Raw genomic sequence first — 17,641 nt, 5'->3', positions numbered from 1 at the left:
CTGCGGGGGCCCGACGCCGACGATTGCGGATCATGGGAGGCTACAGGGGCGTCGTGCAGATGCCACTGGAGCAGCGTGACACTCGGGCGGAAAGACTCTGCCCAGTCCACTCGATGATGAATGCGTACCCCTTGAGCAGGTCACTTAGCGCGGCACAAAAATCCTCGTCAACTGCGAATATTTTCACCTGGCGGTCAACGTCTCCTCCGTAGGCATACAGGGCAGCTTGAAGTTGTCGACGTGAGAGAAACGAAAAAAACGCCCCATCAATTTTCTATCTTTGCAAGAGAATCCGATATCGACCTTCTCGCGACAATTCACCGGAATCGTCGCGACATGCAATCCTCGAAATCGAAAAATTGTAGCGTTGTCTTTTTTAGCAGTCTCATCAAGTCTTTGCACCCAGGGCCCCCGTCGCCAATCGATTTCGAGTTTATTTCGAGCGCGACATCCCCGGCGGTTCCCTGAAGCATCCGGTCAGCCAGGCGGCGTACATCGCTGCCTCCAAGGCCATGCACGCCTCTACCCGCAGGCGGTGACCAGTTGCCGATGTTGAGCACACCAACGAGGAGGTCCGGAGCCAGACGACACCGTGGACCGCGAGGCGCTGGTCGAGTGCGACGCGGTGCCGTCGCCTGCCAGCGGCTGCCCGGCATCGATGAGGCCGCCAAGGACGAACAAGTCGCTGGGCAACACCAGCCCGCCACGCACGAGGGGGGACGAAACCGCGAAACCGATGAAGAACGAGTACATGTCTCCGCCCGATTCATCAGCGGGTGAGCAACCTGGGCCGGGTCGAGGGCAATGTCGTCGTCGCCTTCCTCGATGTGCACAACCCTCAGTTGCCATTTGACACACGCACCACCGCAGCTTGCGTCCAGATCGGGGGTAAACCCCTGCTTCCGCCGCCACGGGATAACGATATAAACATCAATTATTTGCAAATCACATTCTGAAGCTGTAAGAATGCATAATTCGCATTCTCTCCCTACGCCAGCCCAAAAGATGGAACTCCGCCAGCTCGAAGCCTTCGCCGCAGTGATCACGACCGGTAGCGTCACAGCCGCCGGCCGCCTACTGGGGCGCTCACAGCCAGCGATCACGCGGCTGATCCAGGAGCTCGAAACCGAAGTCGGCTATGCGCTGTTCGCGCGCAACGGCCCGCGCGTGACGCCGACCGAGCAAGGCATCCTGCTTTATGAGGATGTTGAGCACGTACTGTCGGGCCTGCACCAGATCCGCAAACGTGCCAGCGAGATTGGGCGCGGCGAAAGCCGCCCGCTGCGCATTGCCGCGACCTCCGCCCTCGCCGCTGGCCTCGTGCCTGCGGCACTCGCGCGTATCGGTCCCGCCGGCGCGGCGCAGCCGATCCAGCTGCGCAGTCTGGCGCCCGAGCAGGTCGTGCATGCCGTACTCACCGGCGCCGCCGACATCGGCGTGGCGAGTCTGCCGCTTGAACACCGCGGCGTGGTGGTGCACTGGATCGGGCAATCCGCTTGCGTTGCGGCGCTGCGCGACGATGATCCGCTCGCGCACCATGACCGGCTGCCGTTGTCGGCATGCGAGGGCCGGCGCATCGTCACGATGCAGAACCCATACCGCCTGCGCCGCCGGCTCGACCACGCATTCGCGCAGGCGGGCGTCACGCCTGCCGGTCTGATCGAAACGAATTCGTCGATGAATGCGCTGACGTTGGTTCGTGCCGGTCTCGGCATCTCGGTGCTCGAACCGGTCACGGCATACGGCATGCCGGTCATCGACGTCGCGATCCGCCCGATCGACGCCGACATTCCGTATTTCTTCGGCGTGATCTCGCGCGAAGCCATTGCCCTACCCCCCGTGGCCGCGACGCTCATTGACGCGCTCGCCGGCGCAGCCCGTGCCGTACTCCCCGATTTCGCGCTGCGCGCGAGTGCCGACCACGCCCAAGTCCTCCAGTCGCTGTATGGCGATCTGCCAGCCGCCAAGGAATCGTTGCCGTAATGAACCCGATCTCCCCATCCCCCGCAGGTCTCGTAGCGCTGGAAGCCCGTCTGCGCGAGGATCTCGCGTGGCTCGAACTGCCAGCGAAGCGCTGGATACCCGAACGCACCTTCGACGGCCGCCCCGTTATCAGCGTGGCGATCGTCGGCGGGGGCATGGCCGGGCTAGCGGTGTCCGCCGCGCTTGGCCATCTCGGCATCGACGCCGTCATCTACGATCAGTCGCCGCGCGGTTTCGAAGGCCCGTGGGCAACCACGGCGCGCATGGAGACACTACGTTCTCCGAAGCAGCTAACCGGCCCGGCGCTCGGTCTTCCCTCGCTTACGTTCCGTGCGTGGTTCGAAGCGCAGTTCGGCACGCAGGCGTGGGATGCGCTCGACAAGATCCCGCGCCTGCAATGGATGGACTATCTGCGCTGGTATCGCGATGTGCTCGGTATCGACGTACGCAACGAACACCAGGTGACCGCGATCACGCCACGCGCGGACGGCACAGTCGCGCTCTCCGTCACGAGTGCCACGGGCAGCGAAACCGTTCATGCGCGCCACGTCGTCCTCGCGACAGGCCGGGACGGCCTGGGCGGCCCTTCCGTACCCGCATTCGTGCGTGATCTGCCCCGCCGCTTCTACGCTCACTCGTCCGATGTGATGGATTACGGCACGCTGCGCGGCAAGCGCGTCGGCGTCATCGGCGCGGGCGCGTCGGCGATGGACAGTGCGGCGACCGCGCTCGAAGCGGGCGCGGCCTCGGTCGATCTCCTGATCCGCCGCGCGGACATCCCGCGCATCAACAAGGGTAAAGGCGCGGGCAATCCGGGGCTCACGCACGGCCATGTCGCACTGTCCGACGACTGGAAGTGGCAGATCCGCCATTACATCAACGTGCAGCAGGTGCCGCCGCCGCGCGGCAGCACGCTGCGCGTGTCGCGGCACGCCAACGCGCGATTCAACCTCGGTGCGCCAATCAACGGTATCGAGCTGGCGGACGACGAACTGCTCGTCAGCACGCCGAAGGGAGTCTTTGTACTGGACTTCCTGGTGTTCGCAACGGGCTTCCGGATTGACCTGGCGAGCCGACCCGAATTCGCGCCATTCGCACGCCACGTTCGCGCCTGGAAGGACCGCTACACGCCGCCCGCAGGCGACGATGACATCGAGCTTGCCGATTCGCCCGACCTCGGGCCGGTCTTCGAGTTCCAGGAAAGGACACCAGGATCGTGCCCCGGGCTCGAACGCATCCATTGTTTCTGCGCGCCCGCTACGCTCTCACACGGCGCGCTGTCGGGCGACATCCCGGCCGTCAGCGAAGGCGCAAAGCGGCTCGCACAGGGACTCGCCGCGACGTTTTATCGTGAGGATGTCGAATTACATTACGCCAACATGGCGGCTTTCGCTGAACCGGAAGTCGAAGGGAACGAATGGACACCCGCGCCACCGCCCCCTGCGCTTGCCGAGCGCGAGGCGAAATGAACGCACGATGCGCGCAGTGCGAACACGAGCCGGGGCAACAGCATGGGGCCCCGCCATCTGGAGTTTTCCGGAATTGACCATGAAATACGACACTGACCAGGATATCATCGATCGCGTCGCCGGCCTCACGCCCGACTCGGCCACTCACGCATTGCGGCACCAGCGCGCCAAAGTCGTGGAAGCGACCCAGGGCAGCTACGACGCGCTGTTCAACCCCGCGCTCGACGGCCTCACGCTTGTCGAGAGATTGCTCGTCGCGCTCTACGCAAGCCGCCTGGCCCCCTCGCCGGCGCTCGCCGCTCACTATCGCGCCGAACTGGCCGCACACGATGTCGATGCGGCGACGCTTGCGGCCGTGGAAACCGGAACGCCCGACAGTCTCTCTTCGCCGCGCCTGCGCGCGATCCTCTCGTTCACGCGCACGCTAATCGAAAATCCGGTTGCCGGCGACAAGCCCGCGCTCCAAACGCTGCCCGCCGCCGGACTGACGACGCCCGCCGTCGTCGCACTTGCCCAGCTCATTGCCTTTCTGTCGTACCAGACGCGCCTCGTCGCGGGTCTGCAAGCCCTCAAGCAGATGGAGCGCGCATCATGACCGACATCATCCGTTCGCACGGCTTCACGAACGAATCGCTGGAATGGGCCGCCTGGCTCGACGTTGTCAACCTCGACCACGCCACCGGCGACCAGATCGCCGTTCTGGAGGAGAGTCACCCCAAGGCGAAAGTGTCGGACTACTACCGGTTTCTCGTCCATCAGCCTGATATCCTGCGGCAGCGCTCCGCAGCGTTCAACGCGATCATGTACGCGCCCGGCGGCTTACCGCGTGCGGAACGGGAGCTTTCAACCACCGTCGTTTCGCGGCTCAACGGCTGCGTGTATTGCGCGTCGGTGCACGCCCAGCGTTTCGAGCAGCTTGCGAAGCGCAACGATGTCATCCGGCAGGTGTTCGCCGATCCGCACAGCGCCGGCACGACGGAACGCGAAGAAGCGATCGCGCGCTTCTCGGCCGCTTTGACCGAACGCCCGAACGAAATCGATGCGGAGCATTTGCACGCATTGCGCGAGGCCGGTCTCACGGATGCCGAGATACTCGACCTGATCCATTCGATCGCGATTTTCGCCTGGGCAAACCGGCTGATGCTCAATCTCGGTGAACCCGTATTTCCCGAGCAGACGCCAGGCCGCTGACCGAACAACGCTGGACAGTCCTCCAACCAACACCCGGGGATAGCCGATGGGCACTCAACCTGGCATCAAGCCTGTCATCACGGCCGCCGTGCTGGCCAATGCGATGGAGTGGTTCGACTTCACCATCTTCGCAGCGATGACGCCGATTATCAGCAAGTTGTTCTTTCCGGCCACACATGGTACGGCGGGTGCGGATCTGAACGCGATCCTGCTGACCACGGCCCTGTTCGGCGCGGGGTTCTTCATGCGGCCCGTGGGCGGCGTGCTGCTCGGCCTCTACGGCGACACCTATGGCCGCAAGGCGGCCATGACGCTCGGCATGGGCATCATGGCACTGGCCGCGGCGATCATGACGTTCGCTCCGACCTATGCCACGGCGGGTCTCGCCGCGCCGCTCCTGATGCTCGTGGCCCGGCTGCTCCAGGGTTTCTCGATCGGCGGCGAGTTCGGCACGTCGACAGCGTTCCTGATCGAGCTGGCCCCTCCGGGTCGCTCCGGCTTTTACGGATCGTGGCAAATGAGCGGTCAACTCATGTCGGCGATGCTCGGCGCCGCGCTCGGCCTCGTGGTCACGCAGGCGTTCACGCCCGGGCAGCAGCTCGCGGGCGCCTGGCGCATCCCGTTCGCGGTAGGCCTGCTCATCGCACCCCTGACCGTTTATCTGCGCCGCCACGCGAGAGAAACCTATGCGCGCATTCACGCGGCGCCGCTAGCCCTCGCGACGCAAGCGCCCACCGTCAAGCGGGGACTTTCCGACTATCTGATTGGCATGGGCATGGTGGTGGCGAGCACCGTTTCGTTTTACGTCACGTTCGGCTACACCGTCACCTACGCGAAGCAGGTTCTCAAGCTGCCCGTTTCGGAAAGCTTCATGGTGCAAATGATCGCGGCCATCGTCATGCTGATCGTCACACCGATCGCGGGGGCGCTATCGGACCGCTACGACCGCAAGACGCTGCTGATCGCATCACTGAGCGCCTATCTGATTGCGATCTATCCGCTCTACGCGTGGGTCGTAGCCGCGCCGTCCGTCTCCCGGCTTCTCATCACGCAGATCGTGATCGGCGTGACGAGCGCGACCTTCCTCGGCGTCTATTGCACGACGCTTGCCGAGATGTTCCCCAGGCACTCGCGCGCGACGTCGCTCGCCGTGGTCAATAACGTCGTCGTCCTGATCTTCGGCGGCTTTGCGCAGACGTTCGTAACCTGGCTCATCGCGCTCACAGGCTCGCCGCTGGCGCCGGTGCTCTATGTGATGATCGGCGTCGCGCTGGGTCTCGTGGCCGTCCTGGCACTGAAGCCGGGCCATTTCAGGCAGCACAGCGCAAATCCCGTACAAAGCGCCGGATGATGCAGTAGCGTGCCGCCCCTCAGGCGGCACGCCTTAGCGAATATACGCTTGCTCCGTGGCGCAAGTCGCACGGGACACCGAGGCATTCACACGTTCAGACAGACATGCCCAACAAAAACCATCGATCCTCGCGGCGGCCGTCCGCGGGTGTGCATGCAAAGTCGCTCCTGGAATGAAAGGCACGCGGACCTGCGTCTGCGCTTGATTACGGAAATACCCAGACATCACCCTCGCGTAAGATGACGCGCGAAGGAACTGACTGATCAGTCGTAGCGGGCCGTTAATGCGGCGTGGCCAGCATGAAGTTCCGCCTGCTACGACTGTATCGCCCGTTACGCTGCTGCCACCTCCGGCGTAGGCACAGCTTCAACTGCAGCCGGTGCCGTTTTAGCTGCGACCTTGCTCGGTGGCGAAGCCTTTTTCGCGGGCGCTGCGGTCTTGCGTGCGCGAACACCCTTCGCCGCTGTAGCCGCCGGTCGGCCAGGCGAATTCTGCGCTGGGAAAGTTCGTCCCGTTGCCTTTTCAGTTCGCCCACGCTCTGCGCAGGAAATTGCCTCGTCCGTAAAAACCTCAGCCGCACGAGGACAATGATGCAAGTGCTCAGCACGCCAGACGTACTTCGAGCCCAGGGGCGAACTTTCGCCTCAACGCGCGCACGTTAGCGCAAATCTCACCCCGCCGACCCGCTTCACCGACGTCTTTTGCCTCGAGCCTCAAGGCAATGACCGGGGCCGCGAGTTCAGCACGAAATGCGCGAGATCGCCGCGCTGCAACTGAAGGTTGGATAGTGTGAGGTAGTACACGATCATCCGCGGACGTGCCGCCGCTTCCGGAAGGGGAAGCAGACGAATAGCGAATGGAGTGCCGCAGCGGCGCCTGGATGTGCCTTGCCTGGTTCGAGCCATGACGGGGAAGGAGTTGAAAGACTTTCCTCCGATAACGGCACGATTGATGTCGTGCTTCAATCCAGTGGGCGCCGCAACGAGCCCCGGCAACCAGCCGGGGACGATTGCAGGCAGCCTGAGGTGCCGTGTTGACATGCGGCCGTGACAGTACCCTGCAGAATCATCCGGTCGCAATCTGCTGGCGCTACTTTGCGCCCTGATTCGCCCGATGCCACTCATCGTCGATCGCAGCGAACACCGGTGGAACGAAGTCGTGCCCTTCAAATGACACTGCCTGCCCGTCCGCCGGATAGTCCAGCGCGACCGGCGCGCGCAGCGCATCCAGTATCCACTTCGGGTGCCGTCCGGTCGCGGCGACTTCGGCGAGCACCTCATGCTCGATGCGGCGGAGCAGACGCCACGTCAGGACGCCCGCGGAGCGGTAACGCGCGACAATGGCAGGCACCCGCTCCTGTATCGCTGTATTCGCGGACCAGAGTTCTTCCACTGCGTCGCCATCCCTTTCTGTTAGCCGTTATCCGAAATCTGGCGCGTGCGCGAACCGGTCGACAGAAGCCGGGGCGGTTCGAGCACGATGCCCCATGCGGTCAGCAAGCCATCGAAAGATGGCTGAGCCGCCTGCGTTCGGGGCGCGGGCAATGCGATGCCAGTTGCCCGATAGTGAACGCGCTCCTTCGCGCTTGCACCTGAACGCACGATGCGCTCAAGCGCGCCATTGCGCAACGGGTACTGCACGGCATCCGAAGCCGTGCGCGACTTCTTCAGTCCGGACGCCACAATCTCGCTGACCGTCGCGCGCGAACGTTCGCGAAACCACGCAAGCAGTACCTCAGCGCTTTCGTGCGTGCTCATCATCGGGTCTTCCTGCGCACGAGGCTTTGCCGCGCGATATGTGTAGTTGTTACCAGCGCGGCGAAATCGGGTCTCGACAAATTTGTGCGTGCGAATGAGGGCGTGAGCCTCCGGAGCATTGTGATAATCGGCTACACGGATTCGACGGGTTCGCGGGCACATAATCAGAAGCTGTCGCAAGCGCGTGCACAATCGGTCGTGCGATACCTGCGTAGCCAAGGCGTGACGGCGCAGGAGTTTACTGCCGAAGGTCATGGTCAGGACGATCCCGTGGCATCGAACGCGACGGTCGAGGGCCGAGCGCTTAATCGCCGCGTCGAGGTGCGCGTCACGGCTCTATAAGTCGAGATATAGAGGTCCCAGCTACCGGCCGTTGGAGAGAACGACCACTGTGGAATTCTCATGAACCCGTGCTCGATCCCAAGAGCATGGATCGGAGCCGGTATGGCCCTGCGTGATCCGGTAGCACGTCACGCAGGGGCGCCTGAAGGAAATGCTTCGGCGATGAGTCTCGTACCGCGAGCGTCAGCGTTTGCAACTTGCCGACGCTGAGTCTACCCATCCGGGCAACGTTGAGGGGCAGCCGGGATTCGTGAAATTTTGGCCGTCGGGCGACGCACCCGATTTCCCCGAGGTCAGTCTCGCCGCCGGGACCTGGATGTTCGGTTGTCCGAAGCTCAACGATTACGGAGTTGCGCGCGATCGTTGGGCGTCACTGGTCTATTACGGCTCTGACGGCTGCGTGGAGATAGGACAATCTGATCGCCGAGCGGTCGCTGCACGGTGTAGCTATTGGACGGCGCAACCTCTTGCTCTCGGGCTCCGACTCCTGTAGCGAGGGAGCCGCAGCAATCTACACCCTCATCGGCTCGGCACGTCTGAATGGCATGGATTCCGAAGCGTATCTGCACTACGTCATCGAGCGCATCGCCAACCACCCTGCTAGCCGCATCGACGAACTGCTGCCGTGGAACGTTGCGCCTCATCGGGGCGCCGTGGCACTTCCGCTCGAACAATCCGTCCCTGCGCCTCGGGCTATCTGGATGGAAATGCTGCGCGACCCGCAGTGCGCAGGGACGATTCATCTCGGCGTACTCGACGCTCAGGTCTCGATCAGATGAAGGAACTGCCTTACGCGTGGACTGCTGCCCTCACCAAAGAACGCCTGTGGTGTCGTGTCTTCGGCAACCACGCCGCCGTCCATGAAGACGACCCGATCCGCAACATCTCGCGCAAACCGCACCTCATGCGTGACGATCAGCATCGTCATACCCAGTTTTGCGACATCGCGCATGACATTCAGGACGTCCTCTCGTAGCGCTGGATCGAGAGCGGATGTGGGCTCGTCGAAGAGTATGACTTCCGGATCCATGGCAAGCGCACGCGCGATCGCTACGCGCTGCTTCTGACCGCCAGACAGCCGTCCCGGATACTCGTCGGCTTTTGCCGCCAGGCCAACCTGCGTCAGCAGGTGCATTGCACGCTCCAGTGCCTGCGCGCGGGGAACGCCCTTGACGCTGACCGGACCTTCCATCACATTTTCCAGTGCCGTCCTGTGTGCAAACAGGTTGAACGACTGGAACACCATTGCCGTGCGCTGGCGGATCGCGCGGATCCTCTTTTGATGCTCGCGTGACGGCTTCGATGAACCGGCGCATTCGACATCAATGCCGCACACAGTCACGGTGCCGGCATCCGGCATTTCGAGGAAATTCAGTGAGCGCAGCAGCGTGGTCTTTCCCGACCCGGACGGCCCCATCACCACGACAACTTCGCCTTTCGATACGCTGAAGTCGACGCCACGCAACACGTGGTTTTCGCCGAAGGCCTTCGAAAGTCCACGAACTTCGACTGTCCTGCTATCCGTATTCATACAAAACGCCTCGACAAGCGATTCTCGAGCACCGTCTGGACTATCGTGAGAATCTGGTTGATGCCCCAGTAGATGATGCCGACCATCAGGAACATTTCCATGTAGCGGAAGGTGGATGCGCCGACCTGGTCGGCCACGCGGGTCAGTTCTACCACCGTGATGGTCGAAGCGAGCGACGTGTCTTTGATTAGTGCAATCAGACGGCTGCCGACAGGCGGAATAGCGATGCGGAGGCCCTGGGGGAGGATAACGCGCAACATGGCTTTCCAGTAACCCATGCCCAGCGACATCGCCGCTTCCCACTGGCCCTTGTCCACTGCGTTGATGCCGGAGCGGAAGTTCTCGCTCAGATACGCTGCCGAGAACATCGTTAGCGCGAGAAGCGCGGCAGGAACGGGGTCAAGTGTCAGACCGTACCGGGGCAAGCCGAAATAAATCAGTAGTATCTGCACGAGCAGCGGCGTGCCACGGAAAATGGAAACGTATGCGAATGCGAGCGCGCGCAGTACGCCCATGCTCGAGACACGAGCGAGCGCGACGAGCAACCCCAGCGTTGAGCCAAGCACGAACGACGTCAAGCCGAGAAAGATAGTCATCAGCACCGCGCTCCTCAACAGCGGCAGCGAGCGCATGAAAAGTTCGGTCATGATTACTCCTTTTGCGCCTTGGCTTTCGCGATCATGCCGGCCATGTCGTAATCGCTCCCGACCCACTGCTTCGCAATGGCCTCAATCGTCCCGTCAGCCATCATTTCGCCGATCGCCTTATTGACTGCTGCGCGCAACGCCGGTTGGCCTTTCACGATAGCCGGCGCCGACAGCTGATAGATCAAGGGGTCGCCCACTTCCTTCACAGGTAAGTGGTTGACTTTTGCGTACTTCAAGCCGCCGAAGTGGGAAATAATCACCGCGTCGATCCGCCCGCTTCCCAGATCGTTGAAGATGAGCGCCCCATTGTCGTAGGAGCGGATATCGGAATCTTTCAGGTGTGCTCGTGCCCATGTTTCATTGCTCGAGCCGGTGACCACGCCTACCCGCTTGCCTTTAAGCGTGTCCTTGCCTTTAATGTCCGTGTTGCCGGCAGGTACGAAAATACGGAAATCCTCGACGCCGTATGGATCGCCGAAGTCAACCTGTTGCTCGCGTTCATGCGTAGGCGTGAGATCGTTCATCACGAGGTCGTACTTGCCCGTCTTCAACCCTTCCACGAAGTTCTTGAACGAATCGGCGACGAATACTACATTCGGCACGCCAATGCGCTTGCCGACTTCCTTTGCAATCGCGACGTCATAGCCGACAGGGTTATTGCTTTCGTCAAGCATGCTCCACGGCGGACTGCTCTGAGTATTGGCCACGCGCAATGTGCCGCTCGCCTTCGCCTGCGCAAGCAGGTCTGCCGCTTGCACAGCAGCGGGAAAGCTGAACGCTGCGCAAAGTCCCACGAAACTCACTGCCGTGAGAGCGCGTCTCCATCTATTGATTGCTTTCATCTCGTACTCACTGATCCAGGTAAGTTGAACGGAAAAATGCTAGGTACCGGCTACGCGGGTTCGTTTGAATGCGTCGAAACCGGCAAACAGGTCTTCAAGTAGTGTCGCTGGATCCTCCAACCCGATCGAAAGGCGCACAACAGGCTGGTCGGTCAGCGGGAAAGCACGCCCGGCCTGCAACGGGGCCGGATAGAAGGCAGCGAGGCTGTGCACCCCGCCCCAGCTCGCACCGATGGCGAAATGCTGGAGCGCATCGAAGAACGCGCTGAACGCGGCCTCTGGTGCGGGCTGGAGAATCAGGGAGAAGAGACACCCGCTGCTCGAAAAGTCCCGCTTCCAGATGGCGTGGCCGGTGTCGGACTGGAGCGCCGGGAACAGCACCTTGCTCACTTCCGGGTGGCGTTCGAGTTCCCCCGCAATCTGCAGCGTCGAGGCGCTTTGGGCGGCGAAGCGGACCTTCAGGGTTGCCAGACCACGCATCACGAGGAAGCAATCGTCGGGACTAGTCTGCTGGCCGAGAATGCTCTGCGTCTCGCGCACGCTCGCGTAGTGATCCGCGTCGTTCATGCTGATGCAGCCCATCAGCAGATCAGAATGGCCGCCAAAGAATTTTGTCGCGGCTTCGATGCTGAAGTCCACACCGTGTTCGAGCGGCTTGAAAGCGAGCGGACTTGCCCAGGTGTTGTCCATCATCGTCAATATGCCGTGACGTTTCGCGACTTCGACGATCGCCGGGATGTCGGGCATCTCCATTGTCACCGTACCCGGCGACTCCAGGCAGATCATGCGAGTGTTGGGCTTGATGTACTGACTAATCTCAGCCCCGATCGCAGGTGGATACATTTCGACCTCGACGTTGAAGTGCGCCAGCCACTTCTCCGCGAATGTCTTCAGCGCGCCGTAGCAGGCAGCAGACACGAGCAGGTGATCGCCACCGCGCACGAAAGCCATGACGGTCGTCATCAGCGCGGACTGACCTGAGGGCGTCACCACGCAATGCGCACCGCCTTCAAGTTCGGCGATGCGATGCTCCAGTTCGCGAGCCGTTGGCGTCCCGGTAATGCCATAGCTGTAACCGTCCGGTTGCCGCTCCTTCCGGCGCGCAAATTCGGCCAAAGAATCGAATACGACCGTGGATGCCCGCATGACGGCGGGCGAGAGGCTGCGGAACGGCGGCGGCGCTTTCTGGGTATGACTTGTCATCATGCTCTCGGTGATTGCGTGGTGGTGTATCGACGACTGCAGTTTACTTTCGCCCGGCTTTGCATCAACATCGGAAATAATTAGGTCAATAAGTACAGGTTATGAGGATCCGGGATATTGAGGTGTTCAGGGCGGTCATGAACGCGGGAAGCACGAGCAAAGCGGCGGCCCTGCTCGGCATTTCGCAACCGGCTGTGAGCCAGGCCATCAGGCGTCTGGAGACCATGGCGGACTTCGGGCTGTTCGAGCGCGTACGCAGTCGGCTCGTTCCCACCCAGGAAGCCGTCGCGCTGATGCGGGAAGTAGACCAGTACTTCCGAGGTTTCGAGGTCATCGAGCATCGAATCCGTAGTTTGCGATCCTACGGATTGGGGCGGCTGGCGATCGCCTGTCAGCCGGCACTCGGCACAGGCTTTCTGCCTCGCGTCATCGCGGCGTTCGATGCTCCGTCCAGAAACGTGCAAATATCGCTGCAGGTGATGAGCTCGCGCGAAGTGCATGAGAAGGTCTCGGCGGGCCAGGTAGATTTCGGCCTGATGTCCGACGAGATGTCGATGGCTGGCCTGGAGCACTCGGTATTCGTGCGTATGCCGGCTGTAGCCGTGATGAACCGGCATCACCCTTTAGCCGCGCGTCCTTTCATCGCCGTCGCGGATCTGCCTGAATTTCCGTTCATCGCACTGAATCCCGAAGACAGCGCGAGGCTGCGCCTGGAAACACAGCTCACAGCGCGCGAGATCCGCCTCAAGCCGGTCGTAGAGACGCCGTATTCGCACACCGTATGCGCACTGGCGCTCGCGGGAGTGGGCATAGGCATCGCTCATCCGCTCGTGACGCTGGACTTCAAGGAGAGAGGTCTTGTCGTGAAGCCGATTGACGTCGAGGTCATGTTCACAGGAGTACTGGTGTTTCGCCCCGGCACCCCGCTCACGGAAACTGCGAGGCAGTTCATGCGGCACATGAGGATGCAGCTTGAGCGGGACCAGAAGGCGCTCAACCTTGCGCTAAGCACTGCGGCGGCAGAGGAGGACGAAGCCGCCGTTCGCAAGCGCACTCGCCGCCCGGCAGGAAGGCGTGTGTCCCAAAGCCGCTAGTGCTCTGCTTCTCAGACTATCGGCGGTCATTATGTACTGCTATTCAATGTACCCAGTCTTCACTTTACACAAACGGCAGCGTGCATCCGTTGCTCACCGTCGACAGGCGTGCGTCGCACCCGCGAACGATCTCTCAATCAGGGAAAACCGCGGCCTGCGATGCGGCGAAAGCAGATAGCGCCTCGTTGGGCGAGTGCTCCGAATCGGTCAAGGCCAGTTCCCAGCCGACCGATGCCCCATAGTCGAACACAAACATGATGTCGCGCTTCAGCATAGACGCGTCGACGAACGCCGTCATCGTCCGGGCAAGCAACGCGAAGTGGTAGTGATAGTTGCGCGCCTCGGCGATCTCGGCAAACCCGAACGATGGGAGATCGGGCGCGAACATCCGGAAGCGGTCGGCGAGCTTCGTCATCAAATGGCGAAAATAGAAGGACGAGTTCGCAAAACCATGCAGTAACAGAAGCACGGGCGCATCAGCAGGTCCCGCTTCGCGATAGAAGACATCGACACCGGTGGCTCGAATCCACTCGTGCTGCATGGCTCTCGATGCATGCCGTGGCGTTTCGGTCTGTGCAAGACGACAACAGCGAAGCCTGCTGCCGCCAGGCTGCCGGCCAGAGCCGAGGCGGCGGGAGGGATTCAAGGGGCCGTCTCCGTCGCTCTGAGCAGCTACGTTCCATGGCCGACCATGCACGAGCGCATCCGCCCTCGCGCACATCCCTGCCTCACCCGCTCTGGCCTGCGACGAAAGGCTGTTTCAATGCGTCGAGTAAGCGTCGCACCGCCGCATTCACTCGTTCACACTGCGATCTATGCCGGAATGTCCCGCACTACTTCGGTCAACTTGCCGGTACTGATCTCGTAGAAGAAGCCGTAGAGCTTGACGTGCTTCGGCACTGCGGGGCTCGAACGAAGCAACTTGATGTCGTAGTTGAGCGACTCTTCGAAATCCATGATGGCGAGGCTATCGTGATCAAACAGGGTGGAGATATCAGCATGATGATGATCATGAAACTCCTCGATCATCAGCTCCGGCGTCAGTGTCGTCGTACCACAGAACGAGTGGTGAACTACAACGACATTTTGAACATCGAACAGATAATCCATCGCCGCCACGGACGCTAGAGCAAAGGCGGCGCGTCCACCCGCATTGGTCGTGGCAAACAGTGTGGCTGTGGATCCAACCCGGGTGCCATTTTCGTCGGTGATGATTTCTCCCGGGTAGACTTCGTCCCCGAAATGGTCGGCAACGGCCTGTGGGATTTCGACCGCCCGAGGGTCAAAACAGTGGATCACGAGCGTCTTCATTGGGATAGCCTGGTTCGCGCCCTCGAAGGCCTTCATGTCGAATCCGGGAAGATTCCTGTACTCATAATTACTGAACTTGCCCATTTTTCTGCTCCATTCCAGCGCCTTGAGCAGTTTCGCAACTGCCAACGGCTGCAGTTCCGCGTCCGATTCGATCAGGATCGCGCGGTCCGCGCCGATCGCCAGCGCGGTACGCAATGTTTCCTGCGATTGCGCAATACCGCAGGAGACCGCCACCACCTCGGTAGCCACACCGGCCTCCTTCAATCTCACGGCTTCTTCAACCGCAATCTCATCGAATGGATTCATCGACATTTTCACGTTCGAGATGTCGACGCCCGTACCGTGGGACTTCACGCCTACTTTGACGTTGGCATCGACCACACGCTTGACCGCTACTAGCACTTTCACTGTCTTGCTCCTTGCGCTGACTGGCGTTACGCCAGAAGTTACGCCAGAACGGATCGGGCGATGACCGTACGCTGAATCTCCGACGACCCCTCGTAGATGCGCAGGATCCGTGCATCGCGCACCAGCCGCTCGATCCGCATTTCGCGCGTGAATCCGTAGCCGCCGTGCATTTGCAGCGCGGCATCGGTGACGAATCCAACCATTTCCGACGCATAGAGCTTTGCCATCGAAGCCGCATCCGTAAACGGCTCGCCTGCCGCGCGCCGCGTGGCAGCCTGCAGCGTCAGGAGCCATGCCGCCTCGAGTTGCGTTTTCATGTCGGCAAATTTCCATTGCAACCCTTGCCTGGAGGCCAGCGATTCGTTGCCCACATGCCGCGTCTTTGCCCATTCAATGGCATCCGCCAGCGCCGCTTCGGCAAGACCGAGACTCGTCGCCGCCACGTCGAGCCTGCTGTTGTCGAGCACTTTCATTGCTGTGCGAAAGCCCGTGCCCTCTTCGCCCAACCGGTTCATGGCTGGCACATGGCAGTCGAGCGCGACTTCGTGGGCGGGGGCGCCTCGAATGCCCATCAGCATTTCGGCGGACGACACCGACACGCCCGGCGTATCCCGGTCCACCACGAAAGCACTGATTCCACGTGTGCCAAGCTCAGGCGCGGTCTTCGCATAGACCACGATGAATTGAGCCGCCGCTGCGTTCGAAATGAAATGCTTCACGCCACGCAGACGATAGCCGTCGCCCTCGCGAACTGCGTGCGTCGTCATTCCCGCGGGATTCGAGCCGGCTTGCGGTTCCGTCAGTGCAAACGCACCGAGCTTCACGCCGACTGCCGCGTCAGGCAGGTAACGTGCGCGCAGGGCGTCGTCACCGCCGATCAGGATCGAATCGGTCGCGAGATAGTGGGCGCCGATCATGGATGAGGTCGACGCGCACGCGGCTGCGATCTCCGCCAGCGCGAGAATGATTGCGGCAGGCGACGCACCAACGCCACCCCAACGCTCCGGCAGATTCATGCCCAGCACGCCCAGATCGGCGAGCGCGGGAACATAGCGCGTCGTGGAAATCTCTTCGCGGTCGATGTGTGCCGCGTGTGGCGCCAGTTCGGCCTCTGCAAATCGCCGAATGGCTTCTGAGATCTCGACGTCGGCTTCGGTCACACCCATTCTCTTAAACATAATATGTGATCCTTATTAATTTGCTTCGTGTGCTGGCACTGCGACCGGACCAATCGCCCCGCCATCGCGCAAGCCAGCGATGCGCGCAACGTCCAGACCAAGGTATCTCTCGAGCACCGCCTGCGTGTGCTCCCCAAGTCCAGGCGCACGCGTGGTTCGCATGGTGGGCCACGCCGAGAAGTGAACCGGCTGCCGTGGCAAACGCAACGCGCCGCCATGCGCGCTCGTCGTTTCGATCAGCAGTCCACGCGCGCGCGCCTGCTCGCTCTCGAGGGCCTCGCTGATGTTCTGGATCGGCGCGACGGGAATGCCAACGTCGCTCAACCGCGCGTTGACTTCCGCAATGCTATGCACTGCAGACCATGACTCTACGTAAGCGCGCAGCGCAGCTTCGTTTTCGCAGCGCGTGGCATCGTCGATAAAGCGCGCATCGCCGATGAGTTCAGGCTGGCCTATTGACTGCGCGAAGCGCTCGAACAGCCGGTTGTTGAGCACGGCTACCACGAAGTAGCCGTCTTTCGCACGATAGGCGCCAAATGGTGCGGACGACGCATGCCGGTTGCCCACGCGCCGCGGCGCGACGCCGGTCGTTGCGTAGCGCGCAACCATGCCGGCCGTGAGACTGAGCGTGGCGTCGAACATCGCCACATCCACGTGCGTACCCTTACCGGTGCGCTCGCGCGCCAGCAAAGCGGCCAGCACACCCCACGAGGCGAAAAGGCCGCTGACCGCATCCGAGATCGAATCGCCCACCAGCGTCGGCGCGCCGTCGGGCGAACCGGTCACATCCATGAGTCCGCACATGGCTTGCAGAATGATGTCGTACGCGGGACGATGCGATTCGGGGCCAGTCTGACCGAAACCCGAAACGCTTGCGTAGACGAGCGCGGGATTCAGCGCAGAGAGTTCCGCGTAACCGATGCCAAGACGCTCGGCCACGCCTGGCCGGAAGTTCTCCAAGACCACGTCGGCCTGCGCGCACAGCGACTGCGCGAGCACTCGTCCATCGTCGTGCTTCAGGTCGATCACGACGCTTTGCTTGTTGCGGTTCATCGCGTGGAAAAGTCCGCTTTCCCCTGCGGAAAACGGGCCAATTGCGCGGTAGTCGTCGCCGGCGGGCGGCTCGATCTTGATGACTTCGGCGCCCAGGTCGGCAAGGATCATCCCGCAAGTGGGACCCATGACCATGTGAGTGAATTCGACGACACGCACGCCGTCGAGCGGCAGCCGCGTGGCTGTGTTCAGACTTGCTGTACTCATAACATCCTCAGGATAACGAATCGACTGGCACGGCGGTATTGAAGGTTTTTGGCAGACCGGCTCGCCACAAC

16 protein-coding genes and 2 pseudogenes are annotated in these 17,641 nt (G+C 61.8%); 8 read left to right on the top strand and 10 right to left on the bottom strand.

The annotated features are described in order from the left end of the window. The first annotated feature begins 1,005 nt into the window (after positions 1-1,005). The 5 genes from VMJ11_RS13860 to VMJ11_RS13840 all read left to right on the top strand — a co-directional run bounded on the left by VMJ11_RS13860 (position 1,006) and on the right by VMJ11_RS13840 (position 5,994). The gene (locus tag VMJ11_RS13860) at positions 1,006-1,983 is read left to right on the top strand and encodes a LysR family transcriptional regulator (protein ID WP_325619967.1); all 978 of its coding nucleotides are present in this window, start codon (positions 1,006-1,008) and stop codon (positions 1,981-1,983) included. Then, on the top strand, positions 1,983-3,452 hold the full coding sequence (locus VMJ11_RS13855; protein ID WP_325619966.1) for an NAD(P)/FAD-dependent oxidoreductase: 1,470 nt from the start codon (positions 1,983-1,985) through the stop codon (positions 3,450-3,452). Before VMJ11_RS13860 ends, VMJ11_RS13855 begins: the two co-directional genes overlap by 1 nt. Before the next feature lie 79 nt (positions 3,453-3,531). Beyond that, on the top strand, positions 3,532-4,047 hold the full coding sequence (locus tag VMJ11_RS13850) for a CMD domain protein (protein WP_325619965.1): 516 nt from the start codon (positions 3,532-3,534) through the stop codon (positions 4,045-4,047). Then, complete coding sequence (locus VMJ11_RS13845; protein WP_325619964.1) at positions 4,044-4,643, top strand: peroxidase-related enzyme; 600 nt, start codon at positions 4,044-4,046, stop codon at positions 4,641-4,643. The genes VMJ11_RS13850 and VMJ11_RS13845 overlap by 4 nt, the downstream gene beginning before the upstream one ends. Before the next feature lie 46 nt (positions 4,644-4,689). Further along, on the top strand, positions 4,690-5,994 hold the full coding sequence (locus tag VMJ11_RS13840; protein ID WP_325619963.1) for an MFS transporter: 1,305 nt from the start codon (positions 4,690-4,692) through the stop codon (positions 5,992-5,994). 1,089 nt (positions 5,995-7,083) lie between these two features. Here VMJ11_RS13840 and VMJ11_RS13835 read toward each other — a convergent pair. Together VMJ11_RS13835 and VMJ11_RS13830 are read right to left on the bottom strand one after the other, a co-directional pair. Continuing rightward, positions 7,084-7,386: a DUF2471 family protein gene (locus VMJ11_RS13835; RefSeq protein ID WP_325619962.1), complete on the bottom strand. Its 303-nt coding sequence runs from the start codon at positions 7,384-7,386 to the stop codon at positions 7,084-7,086. A 20-nt stretch (positions 7,387-7,406) separates the two neighbouring features. Then, positions 7,407-7,754, bottom strand: a complete 348-nt coding sequence (locus tag VMJ11_RS13830) for a hypothetical protein (RefSeq protein ID WP_325619961.1) — start codon at positions 7,752-7,754, stop codon at positions 7,407-7,409. Between VMJ11_RS13830 and VMJ11_RS34475 the strand changes: the two genes are divergently transcribed. Together VMJ11_RS34475 and VMJ11_RS13825 are read left to right on the top strand one after the other, a co-directional pair. Further along, positions 7,740-8,093, top strand: coding sequence for an OmpA family protein (locus VMJ11_RS34475; RefSeq protein WP_414694393.1), 354 nt, complete (start codon positions 7,740-7,742; stop codon positions 8,091-8,093). The two genes, VMJ11_RS13830 and VMJ11_RS34475, sit on opposite strands and share 15 nt — an antisense overlap. Positions 8,094-8,445: 352 nt before the next feature. Further along, positions 8,446-8,734, top strand: a pseudogene (locus tag VMJ11_RS13825) (transposase domain-containing protein); the annotation flags it as partial. 119 nt (positions 8,735-8,853) lie between these two features. Here VMJ11_RS13825 and VMJ11_RS13820 read toward each other — a convergent pair. Genes VMJ11_RS13820 through metC form a run of 4 tightly spaced genes read right to left on the bottom strand, consistent with a single transcriptional unit; the run spans position 8,854 to position 12,316 of the window. Continuing rightward, positions 8,854-9,624: an amino acid ABC transporter ATP-binding protein gene (locus VMJ11_RS13820; protein ID WP_325619960.1), complete on the bottom strand. Its 771-nt coding sequence runs from the start codon at positions 9,622-9,624 to the stop codon at positions 8,854-8,856. Further along, positions 9,621-10,271, bottom strand: coding sequence for an amino acid ABC transporter permease (locus VMJ11_RS13815; RefSeq protein ID WP_325619959.1), 651 nt, complete (start codon positions 10,269-10,271; stop codon positions 9,621-9,623). The genes VMJ11_RS13820 and VMJ11_RS13815 overlap by 4 nt, the downstream gene beginning before the upstream one ends. Positions 10,272-10,273: 2 nt before the next feature. Further along, positions 10,274-11,113 carry a transporter substrate-binding domain-containing protein gene (locus tag VMJ11_RS13810; RefSeq protein WP_325619958.1) on the bottom strand — a complete coding sequence of 280 codons (840 nt, stop codon included), beginning with the start codon at positions 11,111-11,113 and terminating at the stop codon, positions 10,274-10,276. Between the two features lie 39 nt (positions 11,114-11,152). Beyond that, on the bottom strand, positions 11,153-12,316 hold the full coding sequence (gene metC, locus VMJ11_RS13805; RefSeq protein ID WP_325619978.1) for a cystathionine beta-lyase: 1,164 nt from the start codon (positions 12,314-12,316) through the stop codon (positions 11,153-11,155). Between the two features lie 101 nt (positions 12,317-12,417). On the opposite strand from metC, the gene VMJ11_RS13800 reads away from it, so the two are divergent. Beyond that, the gene (locus tag VMJ11_RS13800) at positions 12,418-13,410 is read left to right on the top strand and encodes a LysR substrate-binding domain-containing protein (RefSeq protein ID WP_325619957.1); all 993 of its coding nucleotides are present in this window, start codon (positions 12,418-12,420) and stop codon (positions 13,408-13,410) included. Between the two features lie 133 nt (positions 13,411-13,543). Here the strand turns inward: VMJ11_RS13800 and VMJ11_RS13795 are convergent, their stop codons facing one another. The 4 genes and pseudogenes from VMJ11_RS13795 to VMJ11_RS13780 all read right to left on the bottom strand — a co-directional run bounded on the left by VMJ11_RS13795 (position 13,544) and on the right by VMJ11_RS13780 (position 17,570). Further along, positions 13,544-13,951, bottom strand: coding sequence for an alpha/beta fold hydrolase (locus VMJ11_RS13795; RefSeq protein WP_325619956.1), 408 nt, complete (start codon positions 13,949-13,951; stop codon positions 13,544-13,546). Between the two features lie 869 nt (positions 13,952-14,820). Then, positions 14,821-15,132: pseudogene (locus tag VMJ11_RS13790) on the bottom strand (electron transfer flavoprotein subunit beta/FixA family protein); the annotation flags it as partial. A 38-nt stretch (positions 15,133-15,170) separates the two neighbouring features. After that, a complete protein-coding gene (locus VMJ11_RS13785) occupies positions 15,171-16,310 on the bottom strand; it encodes an acyl-CoA dehydrogenase family protein (protein ID WP_325619955.1) in 1,140 nt (379 codons plus the stop codon). 15 nt (positions 16,311-16,325) lie between these two features. Further along, on the bottom strand, positions 16,326-17,570 hold the full coding sequence (locus VMJ11_RS13780; protein ID WP_325619954.1) for a CoA transferase: 1,245 nt from the start codon (positions 17,568-17,570) through the stop codon (positions 16,326-16,328). Positions 17,571-17,641 lie beyond the last annotated feature (71 nt).

Source organism: Paraburkholderia sp. (genome assembly GCF_035501035.1).
In the GTDB taxonomy this organism is placed as follows: domain Bacteria; phylum Pseudomonadota; class Gammaproteobacteria; order Burkholderiales; family Burkholderiaceae; genus Paraburkholderia.
The sequence above is the reverse complement of the archived record's forward strand: the minus strand, read 5'-3'. Positions and strand labels throughout refer to the sequence as shown.